The sequence below is a fragment of the Streptomyces sp. NBC_00344 genome (genome assembly GCF_036088315.1).
GTDB lineage: Bacteria > Actinomycetota > Actinomycetes > Streptomycetales > Streptomycetaceae > Streptomyces.
In genome coordinates this window covers 4,198,529-4,215,484 of the sequence record NZ_CP107996.1, presented here as the reverse complement: position 1 = coordinate 4,215,484, position 16,956 = coordinate 4,198,529, and the positions used below count along the sequence as shown (strand labels likewise).

The following is a 16,956-nucleotide window of genomic DNA, read 5'->3' as shown; positions in this document are numbered from 1 at the left end:
ATCGCGGACGGGGCCCCACACTAACGGCTGCCTACGGCAGCGGTCCGCCGCCCGTCGGGTGGAGACGGGCGGCGGACCGGATGTTCCGTACGGACTTGTACCGATTGAGCGAGAAGCGAGGTACCCCGCCCCGCCGGGAGCCGACCGGTGAATCCGGTGGATCCGCGTTCAGCGTCGGATGTGGCGCCGGGCAGGGGCGGGAGCCGGCCTTGCGCCGGGCGCATCCGGGCCCGCCACGACGCGGCGAGGCTCGCGGCCTTTGTCGGGCGCCCGCCGGGGGGGCGCCGGAGCGGCCTCCGGGCAGCTAGACGGCGGCCTTCTTGAGCCGCCGGCGCTCACGCTCGGAAAGACCGCCCCAGATGCCGAACCGCTCGTCGTTGGCGAGGGCGTACTCGAGGCATTCGGAACGGACCTCGCAGGCCAGGCAGACCTTCTTGGCCTCGCGGGTGGACCCGCCCTTCTCGGGGAAGAAGGACTCGGGGTCGGTCTGGGCGCAGAGTGCACGCTCCTGCCAGCCGAATTCCTCATCCGCGTCCTCGACCAGCAGTTGCTGGAACAGCTCGGTCATGTGCGCCCCTTGTCCGTCTTTGCGTCCCCGTGTTGCTGTCGCTACCGATTTCGGCCGAACGACACGAGTGAAATTACAAGCGTGTGATCCAGGCCAGTCAAGCCGAGATCTGCTATTGGGTCCCTTATTCACTCTGCGGAACCAAGGCCATGCAGAAAGTGTTCAAATCATTAGAAATCTGACACATGCCACCGGCCCATTCGTGCGCCTTCCCCCTTGCCGGGGAAAGACGCGAGCCGGCTTGATCTTGTTGCGTCCCCTCCGCGGAAGGGATTTGGATCACAGTCCGATCACAAGACAGCCGCGGCGTTTACGGCGCGACTTGTTGCGCCACATCTCCGCGGGGCCGCCAGCACAAACCTTTCCCCCGGGGCAGTAACCGGATGAGGTGAAACATTGCACCCAAATCGGTTATGGAGTTGACAAGTGAACAATCAGCCGTTCTCCTTGATTTCATGCCAGCGACCACAGTGCTCCCCGCAACCCACGTCCGTGGGTTCCGCAGCGCTGTCCAGGCGCGCTGTTGCTGTTCCAGCTGTTGAAGCCACTGAGCTCCAGCCTCTTTCCGCAGCCTTGACTGCACCTTCTGCGAGACCCCAGCACTGCCACTGCCGAGGAACCCCCGCGCCATGAACAGCAACAGCACCGTGAACAACGACAGCGACATCCAGATCGGCGGCGACATCCTCGCCGTCCAGCACCTGCTCCGGCCCGCCCCCGAGCATCCGGCCACCGTTGCCGAATTCGCCGGACTCGCGCGCTCCATCGCCGCCGACCGCGGCCGGTGGCAGGACCTCGTCGAGTACGACGCGGTGTCCCGCTGGTACCACCGCCTGCACACCGGCCCCGGCTATGAGGTCTGGCTGCTCAGCTGGGTCCCAGGCCAGGGCAGCGGACTGCACGGCCACGGCAGCTCATCGGGTGTGCTCACCGTCCTCGAAGGCCGGCTGACCGAGCGCACCCCGCGCGCCGCGCGCGCGCTGGAAGCGGGCACACAGCGGGTCTTCGCCCCCGGCTACACCCACGAGGTCGTCAACGATGCCCTGGAGCCGGCCGTCAGCCTGCACGTCTACTTCCCGGGCCTGACCGAGATGCCGATGCACAGCGCGCGCTGCGCACCGGACGCCCGCGATGTCGTGACCGCCTGACAATTCCCCCGGCACCCCGACCACCGCCCCTCGTCCGGTCCCCCGCCTGACAGACTGTCCGCATGCGCATTGTGGTTCTGGCCGGCGGCATCGGTGGTGCCCGATTCCTGCGCGGCCTCAAGCAGGCCGCGCCAGACGCGGACATCACCGTCATCGGCAACACCGGTGACGACATCCATCTGTTCGGGCTGAAGGTCTGTCCCGACCTCGACACGGTGATGTACACCCTCGGCGGTGGCATCAACGAGGAGCAGGGCTGGGGGCGTACCGACGAGTCCTTCACCATGAAGGACGAACTCGCCGCTTACGGCGTCGGACCCGAGTGGTTCGGGCTCGGCGACCGTGACTTCGCCACGCATGTCGTCCGCACCCAGATGCTGGGCGCGGGCTATCCGCTCAGCGCGGTCACCGAGGCCCTGTGCGAGCGGTGGAAGCCCGGCGTACGGCTCATCCCCATGTCGGACGACCGCATCGAGACCCATGTCGCGGTCGACGTGGACGGGGAGCGCAAGGCGGTCCATTTCCAGGAGTACTGGGTGCGTCTGCGTGCCTCGGTCGAGGCACACGCCGTCGTACCGGTCGGCGCCGATCAGGCGAAGCCCGCGCCGGGTGTCCTCGAGGCGATCGGGTCCGCCGACGTCATTCTCTTCCCGCCGTCCAATCCGGTGGTCTCGGTGGGCACCATCCTGGCCGTGCCAGGGATCCGCGAGGCGATCGCCGATGCGGGTGTGCCCGTCGTCGGGCTCTCTCCCATCGTCGGGGACGCACCCGTGCGCGGGATGGCGGACAAGGTCCTCGCGGCTGTAGGGGTGGAGTCCACCGCGGCCGCGGTCGCCGAGCACTACGGCTCGGGCCTGCTGGACGGCTGGCTCGTCGACACCGTCGACACGGATTCCGTCGAGCGCGTGGAGCAGGCGGGTATCCGCTGCCGGGCCGTTCCGCTGATGATGACCGATCAGGACGCCACGGCGGTCATGGCCCGCGAGGCGCTCGCCCTGGCCGAAGAGGTACGCGTGTGACCTCCTACCACGTCTGGGCCGTACCCGGACTTCCCGAGGTGCAGCAGGGCGACGACCTCGCCAAGCTCATCGCCGGCGCGTCGCCCGACCTGGCGGACGGTGATGTCGTCCTGGTCACCTCCAAGATCGTCTCGAAGGCCGAGGGCAGAACCGTCCGGGCCGAGGACCGCGAGGCGTCCATCGACGCCGAGACGGTACGGGTGGTGGCCCGTCGCGGCACCCTCCGCATCGTCGAGAACCGGCAGGGTCTGGTGATGGCCGCCGCCGGTGTGGACGCGTCCAACACCCCGCCCGGCACCGTGCTGCTGCTGCCCGAGGACTCCGACCGCTCCGCCCGGGAGATCCGCGGGGGACTCCGGGACACGCTGGGTGTGGAGGTCGGTGTCATCGTCACGGACACCTTCGGGCGGCCGTGGCGCAACGGCCTCACCGATGTGGCGATCGGGGCCGCCGGGGTACGGGTCCTCGACGATCTGCGCGGTGGCACGGATGCGCACGGCAATCCGCTCAGTGCCACGGTCGTGGCCACCGCCGACGAACTGGCCGCCGCGGGCGACCTGGTGAAGGGGAAGGCGGCGGGGCTGCCGGTCGCGGTGGTCCGCGGTCTGCCGCACGTCGTCACTCCGCCGGAGCAGCAGGCCGCCGGCCAGGAGGCCGCGGACCGGGGGGCCGCCGCCATGGTCCGGGTCGCAGCGGACGACATGTTCCGGCTCGGTACGTCCGAGGCGGTCCGCGAAGCGGTCAGCCAGCGTCGCACGGTCCGTGACTTCACCGGCGAACCGGTGGACCCGGGCGCGGTGCGCAGGGCGGTCGCCGCCGCCGTCACCGCACCCGCGCCGCACCACACCACCCCCTGGCGCTTCGTGCTCCTGGAGTCCGATGACTCACGCACCCGGCTGCTCGACGCGATGCGGGACGCGTGGATCGAAGACCTGCGGGGCGACGGCAAGTCGGAGGAGTCGATCGCCAAGCGGGTGCGCCGCGGCGATGTGCTGCGCCGGGCGCCGTATCTGGTGGTGCCGTGCATGGTGACGGACGGCTCGCACCGTTACGGGGACGCGCGGGACGCCGCGGAACGCGAGATGTTCGTCGTCGCCACGGGCGCGGGCGTACAGAACTTCCTGGTGGCGCTCGCCGGTGAGCGGCTCGGGTCGGCGTGGGTCTCGTCGACGATGTTCTGCCGGGACGTGGTGCGCGCGGCCCTGGCCCTGCCCGCGGAGTGGGAGCCGATGGGCGCGGTCGCCGTCGGTCACCCGCTGGCCCAGCCCGCACCCCGGGCCGAGCGGGACCCTGAGGCGTTCGTCACGGTGCGGTGAGGCCCGGCCGTTCCCGGTGCCGCACCTCCGGCGCCGGGGACGTATCCGGGCTTCACAGCCGGGCGATGTCCACCTTCGGCATCTTCGGCACCCGCCGCGCCGGTACCCTCCCGGTCAGCAGGATCAGCCGCACCGCCCGATGCCGCTGCCCGGTCTCCGCGTACGGCTCCAGCAGTTCCAGCATCCCGGCGTCGTCCACGTCCCTGCGCCCGGTCAGCGCGTACCCGACGATGCCCGGCAGATGCAGGTCCCCGACCGTCACCGCGTCCGGTGCGCCGATCGCCCGCTGGAGGGTTTCCGCCGAGGTCCAGGGGCCGACGCCGGGGATCAGTTCAAGCCGGCGTACTGCCTCGGGCAGCGGCATGGCCGCGGCCTCCTCCAGACGGCGGGCCACCCGGACCGCTCGCAGGATGGTCGAGGCGCGCTTGTTGTCGACACCCGCCCGGTGCCATTCCCAGGACGGGATCAGCGCCCACGTCCGCGGGTCCGGCATGACATGCATGCGCTCGGGGGCGGGGCCGGGTGCCGGGGTGCCGAATGTGCGGACCAGCAGACGCCAGGCCCGATAGGCCTCGTCCACCGTGACCTTCTGTTCCAGGATCGACGGGATCAGCGATTCCAGCACGAGGCCGGTCCGGCAGAGCCGGAGATTCGGGCGCCTGCGGTGTGCATCGGCGATCAGGCGGTGCCGTGGTACGAACGCCGAAGGATCGTCCGCGTCCCCCATCAGGGACGGGAGTTGGGAGATCAGCCAGTCCGCGCCGGGGCCCCACGCCTCCGCCCCGTCCACCGCCACGCGCAGCGTGCCGGGTCCCTCGGGTGTGAGGCTGGCCCGCCACACCGCCCCGTCGGGCGTCATACGGAACGTGGGGTCGCCCGGGCCACGGCGGAGCACCCCGAGGACCAGTCCGAGGTCGGCGGGGCCGCGCTTCGCGATGAAACGTCCTGCCACCCGGTAGAGGCTACTGGTCCGACGAGAAGCGCACGGACGCGTCCGGCAGAACCGCCTCGCACCAGATCCGCACCCCGGCGCGCAGCTCGTTGTCCGCGCCGACCCGCGCCCCGTCCCCGATGACCGCGCCGTCCAGCACCGAGCGTGCCCCGATCCGGGCGCCCGCCCCGATGAGTGAGTCGGAAATCACCGCTTCGTCCTCGACGACCGCACCGGCCAGCACCGTGCTGCCGTCGATCCGCGCGCCCTCCCCGATCACCGCGCCCTCCCCGATCACCGTGCCGCCGGTGAGCTTGGCGCCGGGGGCCACCGAAGCGGTCTCCAGCACCAGCCGGTCGCCGCAGCGGCCCGGCACCGCGGGGGACGGCGCACGGCCGAGGACGAGGTCGGCCGAGCCGCGTACAAAGGCCTGCGGTGTGCCGAGGTCGAGCCAGTACGTGGAGTCGACCATGCCCTGGAGATGGGCTCCGGAGAGCAGCAGACCGGGGAAGGTCTCCCGTTCCACCGAGACCGGCCGGCCGGCCGGAATGGTGTCGATGACCGAGCGCCTGAAGACATAGGCACCCGCGTTGATCTGGTCGGTGACGATCTCTTCCGGGGTCTGCGGCTTCTCCAGGAAGGCCGTCACCCGGCCCGTGCTGTCCGTGGGCACCAGCCCGAAGGCCCTCGGGTCCTCGACCCGGGTGAGATGGAGCGAGACATCCGCCCCTTCGGCCTCATGGGTGGCGACCAGCGCCCCGATGTCCAGGCCGGTGAGTATGTCCCCGTTGAAGATCAGCACGGGCTCGTCAGGACCGGAGTCCAGCCTCGATGCGACGTTACGGATGGCCCCGCCCGTGCCGAGGGGCTCCTCCTCGGTCACGTACTCCAGACGCAGCCCGAGCGAGGAGCCGTCGCCGAAGTACGGCTCGAAGACCTCCGCGAGGTACGAGGTGGCCAGGACGACATGGTCGATTCCGGCGGCACGCGCCCGTGCCAGCTGATGGGTGAGGAACGGGACCCCTGCCGCCGGAACCATTGGTTTGGGTGTGTTGACCGTGAGCGGTCGCAGCCGCGTGCCCTTGCCACCGACCAGGAGAATCGCTTCTGTCACCTTGACGTCTCTGCTTCCTGCCGGGGCCGGCCGTTAACGGGCTGGCCAGTGTATGCAGACCGTGGCGGGCCGGTGCGGGCAGAGGGTGCGGATCCGTCGTGGTGTTCAGCGTCCCTGGGCGCGCGCGGATGCGGTACGGATCGAGCCGAGTTTGCTGTAGAGGAGTGCCCCGGGGCAGTCGGTCGCGAACCCGTCCCGGTGCCCGGAGATCACATGGAGACTGACTGCGCTGCCTTTCGCGAAGCGGTTGCCGCCGCCGGAGATCAGCGTCGTTCTCCCGTTGGGGTCGGCCCCGGTCAGACCGAGCTTCCAGGCCGTCAGAGAGGCCAGGGCCCGGGTCACGGCGGCGGGCGGATTCGACGTGCCGAAGGTGCCGAGGACGGCGATGCCGGTGCTGTCGGTGTTGAAACCGAGCGTGTGCGCGCCCATCACCGGCTTGGCCACACCCCCCGCACGGCCTTCGTAGATGGTCCCGCACTTGTCGATGGCGAAGTTGTAGCCGATGTCGCGCCAGCCGTTGCTCTTCACGTGGTAGCGGTAGATACCACGCAGTAGTGAGGGGGCCTGCGCACACGTGTAGTTGTTGCCTGTCGCGGTGTGGTGCACGAACGCGGCCTTCACGGTGTCGGTGTACCGGAAGGCGCTCTCCCGGATGGTCTCGTCGGCGCCCCATCCCTTACGGGTGACGATGCTGGGACGGGCCCCGATGAACGATTTCACCTTCAGATCGGTGGGGCCCGTGGTGCCGGCCGTACCCGCGGTGTCGGTGGTGCCGGTAGTCGCGGTGGTCCCTGTGCCGGTGGTGCCGGTGGGCCCGGTGGTCATGGTGTCATCACGCAGCGACGCCTCGGTCGCCTGCTTGCTGAGGGCCGGGATCTCGTTGGCGCCGAGCGGAGCGAGCCCGGCGTTGGCCGCGGAGCTGGCACGGGCCGCATCACTGCCGGCCGCGGTCTTCGTGAGGGAATCGGGGTCGGGTCCGGGGTCGACGAGATCGAGATGCAGTCCGCGCGGCAGCCGGGTGGCCGCGGCGCGGGCGGAGGTGGCGGCCGTCGCCTGACGGACCCGCAGCTGAACACCGTCCGAAGCACCCACCCAGAGCGGGGCGGTGGACCCGTGCACCGTGGGCGCATCCGCCTCCGGGGTACCGGGGTCGGCCGCGTGGTCGTCGTTGTGGACCTCGATGTTCTGCCAGCCGGTCCAGGTTCTGGAGCCCACCGGTCTGGTGCGCACCTGGGCGGTACCGGCGAGTTCGGCGCGCGGGTCGTCCCAGACCACACCGACCAGCGAGAAGGGTGTGACGGTCCGCTTGGAGAGCCCGGCCTCCGCCGGTGCCGGCGAGCGGTCGGACGAGGAGAGCGGCGCGAGCCGCAGGGACTGGGTGGACCCGGGGACCCCGGCTGCCCGCACCCCGCCGGCCGGAGTCCCCGCGCCGGCCGGTGCGGCGAGCGGGAGGGCCAGCGCGGTCGCGGACACCACAGCGATCGAGACGGAAAGAACGGCTGAGGACAGAAGTGGACGCATGCACAGAATCGTGTACATGTTCATATAATTCTGTCCATCCAGGAACTGACGGCACATCGGCTGAACCTGCATGCCTGCCCCGTCCGCGGGGCCGCCCCGCGCCTGCCCCGCCGCGTACCCTTGCGCAGATGACTGCCAGTGACCGCACCCCTGCCGACCTGCTGCGATCCGCGCTCACCGCGGACCCGGGCCGTCCCCTTGTCACCTTCTACGACGATGCGACCGGTGAGCGCGTCGAACTTTCCGTCGCGACCTTCGCCAATTGGGTGGCCAAGACCTCGAATCTGCTCCAGGGCGAGCTCTCCGCCGAACCCGGTGACCGGCTCGCACTGCTGCTTCCCGCCCACTGGCAGACCGCGGTCTGGCTGCTCGCCTGTTCGTCGGTGGGAGTGGTGGCCGAGGTGGACGGCGACGCGGCGGCGGCCGATGTCGTGGTGAGCGGTCCCGGAACGCTGGACCGGGCACGGGCCTGCGGTGGTGAGCGCGTCGCGCTCGCACTGCGTCCGCTGGGCGGCCGCTTTCCTCAGCCGCCGGCCGGCTTCGCCGACTACGCCGTCGAGGTACCGGCCCAGGGCGACCGGTTCGCGCCGTACGCCCCGGTGGACCCGGACGCGCCCGCGCTCGGCATCGGCGGAATCCAGCTGTCCGGCGCGCAACTGGTCGAGCGGGCCCGCGAGGACGCGGCGGCGCTGGGGCTGACACCTGGCGCACGACTGCTGTCCGGCCGCCCCTACGACAGCTGGGACGGACTGTCCGCAGGTCTGTTCGCTCCGCTCGCCGCCGGCGCCTCGGTGGTGCTCTGCCGCAATCTCGGCGAACTGGCGGACGGCGGCCTGGAAAAGCGCGTCGGGAGCGAGCGGGTCACCCACACCGTGGCGTAGCCGTATCCGGAAGATCCCCCGGATGACCGGACACTCATCTGGCCCACCGCGGGCCGAGCCCCCGGGAACACGCGCCCTCACCGGTACATGATCGGGCGAGAGCACAACCATGCGCGGGGTTCAGTCGTCTATCCGTTCGATCGGCGGCCCAGCGCGTCGCCGACTCCGTGAAGGATGGACGCAGACGTGACGGACAGTCCCGGCAGGCCCGACGACGAGCGGCAGAAGGACACGCCGGAGGCGGGCCCGGCGGCGGTGCCGGTCGGGCGGAAACGGCACTGGCTGCGCTGGGCGGCGCTCGGGCTCTCGGTCCTGATCCTCGCCATCGCGGGCACCGGCTGGTGGTTCTACAACAAGCTCGATCACAACATCAGGACGGACACCACCGCCAGCGCCGAGCTCCGGACGTACGAGAAGGAGCGCCCGACCCCGGTCGCGGTCGACGCGGAGAACATCCTGCTGATCGGGTCCGACTCGCGCTCGGGCGACAACAAGAAGTACGGCAGGGACTCCGGGACGCAGCGCTCCGACACGACGATCCTGCTGCACCTCACGGCGGACAAGCAGAACGCGACGGCCGTTTCGATCCCGCGGGATCTGATGACGGACATCCCCAGCTGCGCGAAGGCCGACAAGACGCGCACCAGGAAGCAGTTCGCACAGTTCAACTGGGCGTTCGAGTTCGGCGGCACGGCCTGCACCGTGCGGACCGTCGAGAAGATGACCGGAATCCGCATCAACCACTACATGGTCATCGACTTCAACGGCTTCAAGGGCATGGTCGACGCGGTGGACGGGGTGGAGGTCTGCCTCAAGAAGCCGGTGAACGACAAGGACGCCCATCTGAAGCTGCCGGCGGGCCGCCAGACGCTGCACGGCGAGCAGGCCCTCGGCTACGTACGCGCCCGGCACTCCATCGGCAACGGCAGCGACACCGAACGCATGGAACGCCAGCAGCAGTTCCTCGGCTCCCTGGTGAAGAAGGTGCAGAGCAACGGTGTCCTGCTCAATCCGACCCGGCTGTACCCGGTGCTCGACGCGGCGACCAAGTCGCTGACCACGGACCCCGGCCTGGCCACCCTCAAGGATCTGTACGACCTGACCCGCCGGATGCGGGACATCCCCACGGCGAACATCCGGTTCCTGACGGTGCCGCGGGAGCCGTACACCGCCGACCCGAACCGCGACCAGCTCGTGCAGCCCGAGGCCGACAAGCTCTTCCATCTGCTGCGCAACGACGTCCCGATCGTGGTGAGCCATGGTCACGCCGACGCGTCCACGGGTGGTTCGCCGAATCCGTCGGCGAGTGCTCCGGGAGCGGCCGGCGGGGATGGAAAGGGGAGGGAGACATCCGCTTCGCAACCCACTTTCGCCGGAACCGACGCCTCCTCCGGCACGTGCGGGTAAAACAATTCCCAACCGGGATGCACAGGGCATGTGGATTGGGTGGTATGCCCAGTTGTAAGGAGCGTGGAATGTGTCACGGACGTCGACCTACGCTGAGCTGGGCAGATAGTGTGACGCGATCCGGTGCACTCGGCCATGTGGTCGCGCACTGCAGGATCGCAGGACCGAATGACCGAGCGCCTTGGGGGAGGGCGCCTCGCGTGGCACCGACGGAGGACACAGGCAACCGTGGACGCGCATAGCCGTGGGCGGGCGGACGACATCGACCCCGCAGACCAGTGGGTACTCAACCCGGAAACCGGCAACTACGAACTGCGACTGAGCCCTTCCGGTCCGCAATCGGGCGCGGGAAGCCGGGGGTCCGATTCGGGGTCCGGGTCAGCCCGCCGCAGAGAGACGCCGCCTCCGCAGTCCCGCCGCCAGTCGCGCCAGCCGGCGGCGCCGCCGCAGTCCCCGCGCCGCGATGTGCCGGGGCAGCGCAGCCGCCGCGCACCGGGCGGCCAGGAGAACTACGCAGGCGACCCGCAGCCCGGACGCCGCAAGCGCAAGCCGCAGAAGTCCCGCAGGAAGAAGGCGCTGATCTGGACCGGCGGGGTGATGGCCTTCGTCCTCGTCGGCGGCTCGGTGGGCGCGTATCTCCTCTACGAGCACTTCCAGAGCAACATCAACTCGGTCGACGTGGTCGGCGGCACCAGCGGCTCCACCAAGGACAAGGCCGTCAACATCCTGCTGATCGGTACGGACAAGCGCACCGGCAAGGGCAACGAGGGCTACGGCGACAAGGGCAGCGTCGGCCATGCCGACACCAACATCCTGTTCCATGTCTCCAAGGACCGCACCAACGCCACCGCGCTCTCCATCCCGCGTGACCTGATAACGGACATCCCGGACTGCGAGATCAAGCAGCAGGACGGCGGCGACAACAAGATCATCCCGGGCACTCAGCAGGTGCGGTTCAACACCAGCCTCGGCCAGGACTCCCGCGACCCCGGCTGCACCATGAAAACGGTCAAGGCCATAACCGGCATCACCGTCGATCACTTCATGATGGCCGACTTCAACGCCATCAAGACGCTCAGCACTGCGGTGGGCGGGGTCGATGTCTGTGTCGCCCACCCCGTCGACGACAAGGAATCGCACCTCAAGCTTCCCGCCGGGAAGTCGACGGTCGAGGGCGAGCAGGCGCTCGCGTTCGTACGCACCCGGCACAGCTTCGGCAACCAGGGCGACCTCGACCGTATCCAGGTGCAGCAGCAGTTCCTCTCCTCGCTGATCCGCAAGATGACGTCGGGCGACACGCTGACCAGCCCGACCAAGCTCTACAGCCTCGCGAACGCGGCCACCAAGGCGCTCACCGTCGACCGCGGGATAGGCAGCATCAGCAAGCTCAAGAGCCTCGCGCTGGACCTGAAGAAGGTCAATCCGAAGAACGTCACCTTCACCACGCTGCCGGTGCTCGACAACCCTGCGGAGAAGGTCCACGCGACCGTGGTCGTCAACCACACCCAGGCCGACCCGCTCTTCTCGATGATGCGGGACGACGTCTCGCTCACCGAGGTCAAACAGAAGGCGAAGACGGCCAAGAGCAAGCAGGACGCACTCCTGAAGGGAACCCGGGCCGCGGCGTCCGACGTCCGGGTCAAGGTACTCAACGGCGGCGCCGTGGCGGGCTCCGCGCAGACCACGCTGACCTGGCTGCAGAACACCGAGGGTGTACTCAAGTCCGAGAACGGCGGGAACTACACGCCGACTCTCCAGAAGACGATCCTGAAGTACGCGCCGAACCAGGCCGACCAGGCCCGTGAACTGGCCGATCAGATGGGGCTCCCGGGGTCGGCGATGAAGCCGGGCACCAAGGACTCGGTCGGCCTCACCCCGATGACGCTGATTCTGGGGGCCGACTTCAAGGCGGCAGGAACACCGATCGCAGCTCCGGCAAAGGCGCCGAAGGACATCCAGAAGGTGGAAGCCGACAAGACCGTGTGCGCCAAGTGACATGAGGTCACCGGGGTGTGCAGACAGCTGAATAGCAGGGGGGACGCTGGTGGGACACAGCAGCGCGCGGAGGGAGGAAACGCGGCACAGCGTTTCACACGCCGGCCGGCTCGGCTGGGACGACGGCCTGTACGAGCCAGGTGCCGCACAGACGGAAACCGGCGGGGGCGGCGGGGGCGGCGGGGGCGGCGCCCGGCGTGCCGGGCCACGCCGGCGCGGCAGACGCGGGAAGCGCCGAATACTTCGCTGGGTGGCGGCAGTTGTGTCCCTGGCGATCATCGGTGCCGCGGGCGCCGGTTATCTCTATTACCGCCATCTCAACAGCAACCTGCAGAAGGACGCGCTCAACCTCGGCGACCACAAGGCACCCGCGGCGAAGGCCAACGCTGCCGGCCAGACCCCGCTGAACATTCTGCTGATCGGCTCGGACGCGCGGGACTCCAAGGAGAACCAGAAGCTCGGCGGAGCGAAGAACACCTTCGGCGCCCCTCCCCTGGCGGATGTGCAGATGCTTCTGCACGTCTCCGCGGACCGCAGCAACATGTCGGTCGTCAGCCTGCCGCGCGACACCGTGCTGCAGATCCCCAAGTGCACCGATCCGGAAGGCAAGTCCTACCCGGCGACCGGCTGGACCCTGGCCAATGAGTCGCTCGGCCGCGGTGGCCCCGGCTGCACCGTCGCCACCTGGGAAGCCCTCACCGACATCCACATCGACCACTTCATGAAGATCGATTTCTCGGGTGTGGTCTCCATGGCCGACGCCATAGGCGGGGTGCCCGTCTGCGTGGACGCGAACGTCTACTCGCACACCCGGGACGGCCACGGATCGGGCCTGAAGCTGAAGGACGGCACCACATCCGTCAAGGGCCGGCAGGCACTCCAGTGGCTGCGCACCCGATATGGATTCTGGCCCGACACCGACGTCGTACGTACCAGGGCCCAGCACCAGTACATGAACTCGATGGTCCGGCAGCTGCGCGAGGGCACCAAACTCACCGACCCGGGCAAGCTGATGGACCTGGCCGAGTCCGCCACCAAGGCGCTCACCGTGGACCCCGGCATCGGCACCGTCAAGAAGCTCTACGACCTGGCGGGCGAGCTGAAGAAGGTGCCGACCTCCCGCATCACCATGACCACCATGCCGAACGTGAACTCCACCCGGCCCGGGTTCGGTGAGAAGGTCGACCCCAAGGCGGGCGACGCGGACAAGCTGTTCGCAATGGTCCGCGACGACACCCCGCTGGACGGCAAGGCGTCGAAGAAGAAGGCGCCGGCCGAGAAGGTCTCCGACGATCCGGCGGCGGCGAGGGACCAGATCGGCGTCACCGTGCGGAACGGCACCGGCGGCGACGGCGCACCACCGGCCCGCGGCCGCGCGGGATCCGTCGCGGCCCTGCTCAGCGGCCGGGGCTTCACCCGGGCCATCGCCGACACACAGCAGGAACCACAGAAGAAGACCGCCATCATGTTCCCCAGCGCCGACCTCGAGGGCGACGCACAGGCGGTGGCCAAGGCCATCGGGCTGCCGCTGACTTCGGTGCGGAAGTCCACCGGCGTATCGGGCGTCACCGTCGTGGTGGGCAGTGACTGGCGTACCGGGACGGTCTATCCCAGGTCCGCCGCCGACGACGGCAAGACCCCGGAAACGGCCGACGTGATCCACGGCGACGACAAGTCGGCCTGCATGCACGTCGATCCGGCGTACACCTGGACGTCCTGACACCGGGCCGGGCACCCTGCCCGGCGGGTCGCAGTGAACGACCGAGCGGGGCCGGATCCCGGCCCCGCTCGGAACAGCTGGTGTCGCAGGACCGCGTCAGACGGTGGCCCGCACCGCGGGGCGGCGGCTGGCGATGACCTTCCGGGCCAGCGCCCGGGGGCTGGTCAGAAAGCCGTAGCCCCAGCACATGTGCATGGTGGCCAGCGCGAGGGGGATCCGCACCCGCGCCTTCGGGGAGAGACCCCTGCCTGCCGGGACCGACCCGGCCACGATGGCCGCGAGGTATCCGGCGGGCACCAGGAACGCCCACGGGGTGACGGCCGCGCCGGCCACGACGGCGGCGGCGATCACGCAGACCGCGGTCGGCGGTGCGAGATAGCGGAGGTTGATCGAGCCCTCGTGGTACCGGGCCACCACATGACGCCAGCGGCCGTAGTCCTTGTACTGCTTGGCGAGGGCCCGGACGGACGGGCGCGGACGGTACTGGACGCGCAGCTCGGGCGAGAACCAGATCAGCCCGCCCGCCTCGCGGATCCGGAAGTTCAGTTCCCAGTCCTGGGCACGGATGAACTCCTCGTTGTAGCCGCCCTGCCGCTCCAGCGCCTCGCGCCGGAAAACGCCCAGGAAGACGGTCTCGGCCGGGCCCGCCCGCCCGCCGGTGTGGAAGGCCGCGTTGCCCACACCGATCTTCGAGGTCATCGCGGCGGCGACCGCGTCCTCCCAGGGGTTCTCGCCCTCGGCGTGCATGATGCCGCCCACGTTCATCGCGCCGGTCTCCTCCAGGAGCCGGACCGCGGTGGCGATGTAGTCGGCGGAGAGCATGCCGTGACCGTCGACCCGTACCACGATGGGATGCCTGGACGCCTTGATCGCGGCGTTAAGCGCCGCGGGGGTACGGCCGGTGGGATTGGGGACGGTGTGGACCCTGGGGTCCTCCCGCACCAGCTCGGCGGCGATCTCCTCGGTACGGTCCGACGAGGGGCCGATGGCGATCACCACCTCCATCTCGCCGTCGTACTCCTGCTCCAGGATGTGGCGGACCGAGTTGCGCAGATGCCGCTCCTCATTGAGGACCGGCATGATCACAGAAACAGCGGGCTTGGCGTTCATAGGGAGGTCACGTTACCGCGAACGAGGGACACCGGGCGCGGCGCCCGGGTGGCCTCCCCGGGATGTTGATCACAGCGGCCTACCGTGCTCGCAATTCCCTGCCCGACTCCCGCGGAGGTGCCCCCCGTGTCCCCCGTGCCCGCACGCCGTCGAAGCAGGCGCAGAGCAGGCCCGCGCTGGGGCATGCGCATGGCCACCGCGCTGTCCGCCATGGTGCTGGGCGCGGGCGGGATCGGTCACGCGGTCGTCACCCAGCTGAGCAGCATCGGCAGGGTCGACCCCTTCCGGGACATGAAGAACCGCCCGCACGGTGGCCAGGGCATGAACGTGCTGCTGGTCGGGACCGACGGCCGCGACAAGATCACACCCGCCGAGAGGGCGAAATACCACCTCGGCGGCGCGCCGTGCCACTGCACCGACACCATCATGATCATCCACGTTTCCGCGGACCGTTCCCGGGTGAGCGTGGTGAGCCTGCCGCGCGACAGTCTGGCCGAGGTGCCCGCGCGCACCGATCCGGCCACCGGGACGCTGCGGGCCGCCCACCCGATCAAGATCAACGCGGCCTATGCCGAGGGCGGCCCCGGGCTCACTGTCCGGACCGTGGAGCAGATGACCCATGTGAAGATCAACCACTATCTGGAGGTCGACTTCACCAGCTTCATGAAGACGGTCGATGTGCTGGGCGGGGTCGACATCTGCTCGGCCCGTCCGCTGAAGGACTCGTACACCGGTCTCGACCTGCCGGTCGGCACCACAAGACTGGACGGCGGCGAGGCGCTCCAGTACGTACGTTCCCGGCATCTCGACGCGGCGTCCGACCTCGGCCGGATGCAGCGCCAGCAGCGGTTCCTGGCGTCCCTCATCGCCCGGGCGACGAGCAGCGGGGTGCTGCTGCACCCGGTCAGGTTCCGTGATGTGGCCGCCACGATCTTCGACTCGGTCCGTGCCGATAAGGGCTTCGGCACCGACGAGATGCTCGCACTCGGACAGGCGATGCGCGGATTCACCCCGTCGTCGTCCGAGTTCACATCCGTACCTCTCGAGCGGACGAACTACGCGGTCGGCGGGCTGGGCTCGACCGTGAAATGGGACACGGTGAAGGCCGCGAAGCTCTTCGGGGCGCTGCGCGCGGACCAGCCGATCGCCGCGCAGAAGCCCGAGCTGCCGAACTCCACGCGGGTCGACGTACCGCCGGAGCAGATCCGGGTCCAGGTGGTCAACGGCACCGCCACGATCGGTCTGGCCACCCGTGCGGCCAATGAGCTGCACGCCACCGGATTCCTGTCGTCGGTCGCGCCCGCCGTGCCTGGCCGGGCCGTTTCACCGCATGTGCAGCGCACCGTCATCGAGTACGACCCGCGCTGGAACCGCTCGGTGAAGTCCGTGGCCGCGGCGCTGCCCGGGGCCGAGCTGCGGCCGGTGGCCAACCTCGGCGGGACGCTGCGGGTGACCGCCGGACCCGACTTCACCTCGGTCACACCGGTCAGGGCCGACGAACCGGCGGCAGACGCGTTCACCGCGGTCAAGGGCGACGAGGTGGTCTGCCGGTAGCGCTCACCGCGCGGTCGGGCCGCACCGGGAACACCGGAACCACACTCCGGGCGCCGCGAGCCCTCAGTCGCCGATCCCGTCGGCGACCCGCTGCTCGCGGAGCTCCTTGATAGCGCGCCGCCTGGCGAGCCGGTGGGTACGCCGGATCTGGGCCTCCTGGTAGCGGCGCTTGTCCCTCTCGGTCTCGGGGACCACCGGCGGTACGGTCCTGGGCTTGCCGTCCGCGTCGACCGCGGCGAAGACCAGATAGGCGCTGCCCACCTGCTGGGCCGGTGACGACTCGTTCCAGCGCTCGGCCATCACCCGTACACCGACCTCCATCGAGGACCGGCCCGTCCAGTTGACCTGGGCCTTCACATGAACGAGGTCGCCGACCCGCACCGGCTCCAGGAACACCATCTCGTCCATGGACGCGGTGACCGCGGGCCCGCCGGAGTGCCGGCCGGCCACGGCGCCCGCCGCGTCGTCCACCAGTTTCATGATCACCCCGCCGTGCACCGTGCCCAGAAGGTTGGTGTCCGTGCCCGTCATGATGTGGCTCAGGGTGGTACGGGAGGCCGAGGTGGGCTTGCCCGGAAGATCTGTCATACGTGCCAGCTTATGCGGGGCCTGATGTGGGCCCATTGCATCAGCTTGGCAACAGCCCTGCCCCGATTCCTCACCCGCCCTGTG

At 69.7% G+C, this 16,956-nt stretch carries 14 protein-coding genes; 8 read left to right on the top strand and 6 right to left on the bottom strand.

Annotated elements, in window-relative coordinates:
• Positions 1–304: 304 nt before the first annotated feature.
• Complete coding sequence (locus OHS16_RS19055; RefSeq protein WP_164266780.1) at positions 305–568, bottom strand: WhiB family transcriptional regulator; 264 nt, start codon at positions 566–568, stop codon at positions 305–307.
• Positions 569–1,215: 647 nt separating this feature from the next.
• On the opposite strand from OHS16_RS19055, the gene OHS16_RS19050 reads away from it, so the two are divergent.
• From OHS16_RS19050 to OHS16_RS19040, 3 genes are all read left to right on the top strand, one after another.
• A complete protein-coding gene (locus OHS16_RS19050; protein ID WP_328540906.1) occupies positions 1,216–1,716 on the top strand; it encodes a cysteine dioxygenase in 501 nt (166 codons plus the stop codon).
• A 62-nt stretch (positions 1,717–1,778) separates the two neighbouring features.
• Complete coding sequence (gene cofD, locus OHS16_RS19045; protein ID WP_328538416.1) at positions 1,779–2,735, top strand: 2-phospho-L-lactate transferase; 957 nt, start codon at positions 1,779–1,781, stop codon at positions 2,733–2,735.
• On the top strand, positions 2,732–4,051 hold the full coding sequence (locus OHS16_RS19040) for a coenzyme F420-0:L-glutamate ligase (RefSeq protein ID WP_328538415.1): 1,320 nt from the start codon (positions 2,732–2,734) through the stop codon (positions 4,049–4,051). The genes cofD and OHS16_RS19040 overlap by 4 nt, the downstream gene beginning before the upstream one ends.
• A gap of 52 nt (positions 4,052–4,103) precedes the next feature.
• Here the strand turns inward: OHS16_RS19040 and OHS16_RS19035 are convergent, their stop codons facing one another.
• The 3 genes from OHS16_RS19035 to OHS16_RS19025 form a co-directional block, all read right to left on the bottom strand.
• Positions 4,104–5,003, bottom strand: coding sequence for a DNA-3-methyladenine glycosylase family protein (locus OHS16_RS19035; RefSeq protein ID WP_328538414.1), 900 nt, complete (start codon positions 5,001–5,003; stop codon positions 4,104–4,106).
• A 10-nt stretch (positions 5,004–5,013) separates the two neighbouring features.
• Positions 5,014–6,096 (bottom strand): NDP-sugar synthase, encoded by a 1,083-nt coding sequence (locus OHS16_RS19030; RefSeq protein WP_328538413.1) that lies wholly within the window; start codon positions 6,094–6,096, stop codon positions 5,014–5,016.
• Between the two features lie 105 nt (positions 6,097–6,201).
• Complete coding sequence (locus tag OHS16_RS19025; protein WP_328538412.1) at positions 6,202–7,617, bottom strand: peptidoglycan recognition protein family protein; 1,416 nt, start codon at positions 7,615–7,617, stop codon at positions 6,202–6,204.
• Between the two features lie 128 nt (positions 7,618–7,745).
• Here OHS16_RS19025 and OHS16_RS19020 point away from each other — a divergent pair, with 128 nt between their 5' ends.
• The 4 genes from OHS16_RS19020 (at position 7,746) to OHS16_RS19005 (ending at position 13,620) form a co-directional block, all read left to right on the top strand.
• Positions 7,746–8,498, top strand: coding sequence for a TIGR03089 family protein (locus OHS16_RS19020; protein WP_328538411.1), 753 nt, complete (start codon positions 7,746–7,748; stop codon positions 8,496–8,498).
• Between the two features lie 174 nt (positions 8,499–8,672).
• Positions 8,673–9,905, top strand: a complete 1,233-nt coding sequence (locus OHS16_RS19015; protein WP_328538410.1) for an LCP family protein — start codon at positions 8,673–8,675, stop codon at positions 9,903–9,905.
• A 228-nt stretch (positions 9,906–10,133) separates the two neighbouring features.
• Complete coding sequence (locus tag OHS16_RS19010) at positions 10,134–11,900, top strand: LCP family protein (RefSeq protein ID WP_328538409.1); 1,767 nt, start codon at positions 10,134–10,136, stop codon at positions 11,898–11,900.
• Positions 11,901–11,949: 49 nt separating this feature from the next.
• Positions 11,950–13,620 (top strand): LCP family protein, encoded by a 1,671-nt coding sequence (locus OHS16_RS19005; protein WP_443042650.1) that lies wholly within the window; start codon positions 11,950–11,952, stop codon positions 13,618–13,620.
• Between the two features lie 96 nt (positions 13,621–13,716).
• Here the strand turns inward: OHS16_RS19005 and OHS16_RS19000 are convergent, their stop codons facing one another.
• Positions 13,717–14,730, bottom strand: coding sequence for a glycosyltransferase family 2 protein (locus OHS16_RS19000; protein ID WP_328538408.1), 1,014 nt, complete (start codon positions 14,728–14,730; stop codon positions 13,717–13,719).
• Positions 14,731–14,919: 189 nt separating this feature from the next.
• Between OHS16_RS19000 and OHS16_RS18995 the strand changes: the two genes are divergently transcribed.
• On the top strand, positions 14,920–16,284 hold the full coding sequence (locus OHS16_RS18995; RefSeq protein ID WP_328538407.1) for an LCP family protein: 1,365 nt from the start codon (positions 14,920–14,922) through the stop codon (positions 16,282–16,284).
• A 63-nt stretch (positions 16,285–16,347) separates the two neighbouring features.
• Here the strand turns inward: OHS16_RS18995 and OHS16_RS18990 are convergent, their stop codons facing one another.
• Positions 16,348–16,872: an acyl-CoA thioesterase gene (locus OHS16_RS18990; RefSeq protein WP_328538406.1), complete on the bottom strand. Its 525-nt coding sequence runs from the start codon at positions 16,870–16,872 to the stop codon at positions 16,348–16,350.
• Between the last annotated feature and the right edge of the window lie 84 nt (positions 16,873–16,956).

Coding starts and splice junctions, on each gene's coding strand:
- OHS16_RS19055 (WP_164266780.1), bottom strand. CDS start 568: ATGACCGAGCTGTTCCAGCAACTGCTGGTCGAGGACGCGGATGAGGAA.
- cofD (WP_328538416.1), top strand. CDS start 1,779: ATGCGCATTGTGGTTCTGGCCGGCGGCATCGGTGGTGCCCGATTCCTG.
- OHS16_RS19025 (WP_328538412.1), bottom strand. CDS start 7,617: ATGCGTCCACTTCTGTCCTCAGCCGTTCTTTCCGTCTCGATCGCTGTG.
- OHS16_RS19020 (WP_328538411.1), top strand. CDS start 7,746: ATGACTGCCAGTGACCGCACCCCTGCCGACCTGCTGCGATCCGCGCTC.
- OHS16_RS19015 (WP_328538410.1), top strand. CDS start 8,673: ATGGACGCAGACGTGACGGACAGTCCCGGCAGGCCCGACGACGAGCGG.
- OHS16_RS19000 (WP_328538408.1), bottom strand. CDS start 14,730: ATGAACGCCAAGCCCGCTGTTTCTGTGATCATGCCGGTCCTCAATGAG.
- OHS16_RS18995 (WP_328538407.1), top strand. CDS start 14,920: ATGGCCACCGCGCTGTCCGCCATGGTGCTGGGCGCGGGCGGGATCGGT.
- OHS16_RS18990 (WP_328538406.1), bottom strand. CDS start 16,872: ATGACAGATCTTCCGGGCAAGCCCACCTCGGCCTCCCGTACCACCCTG.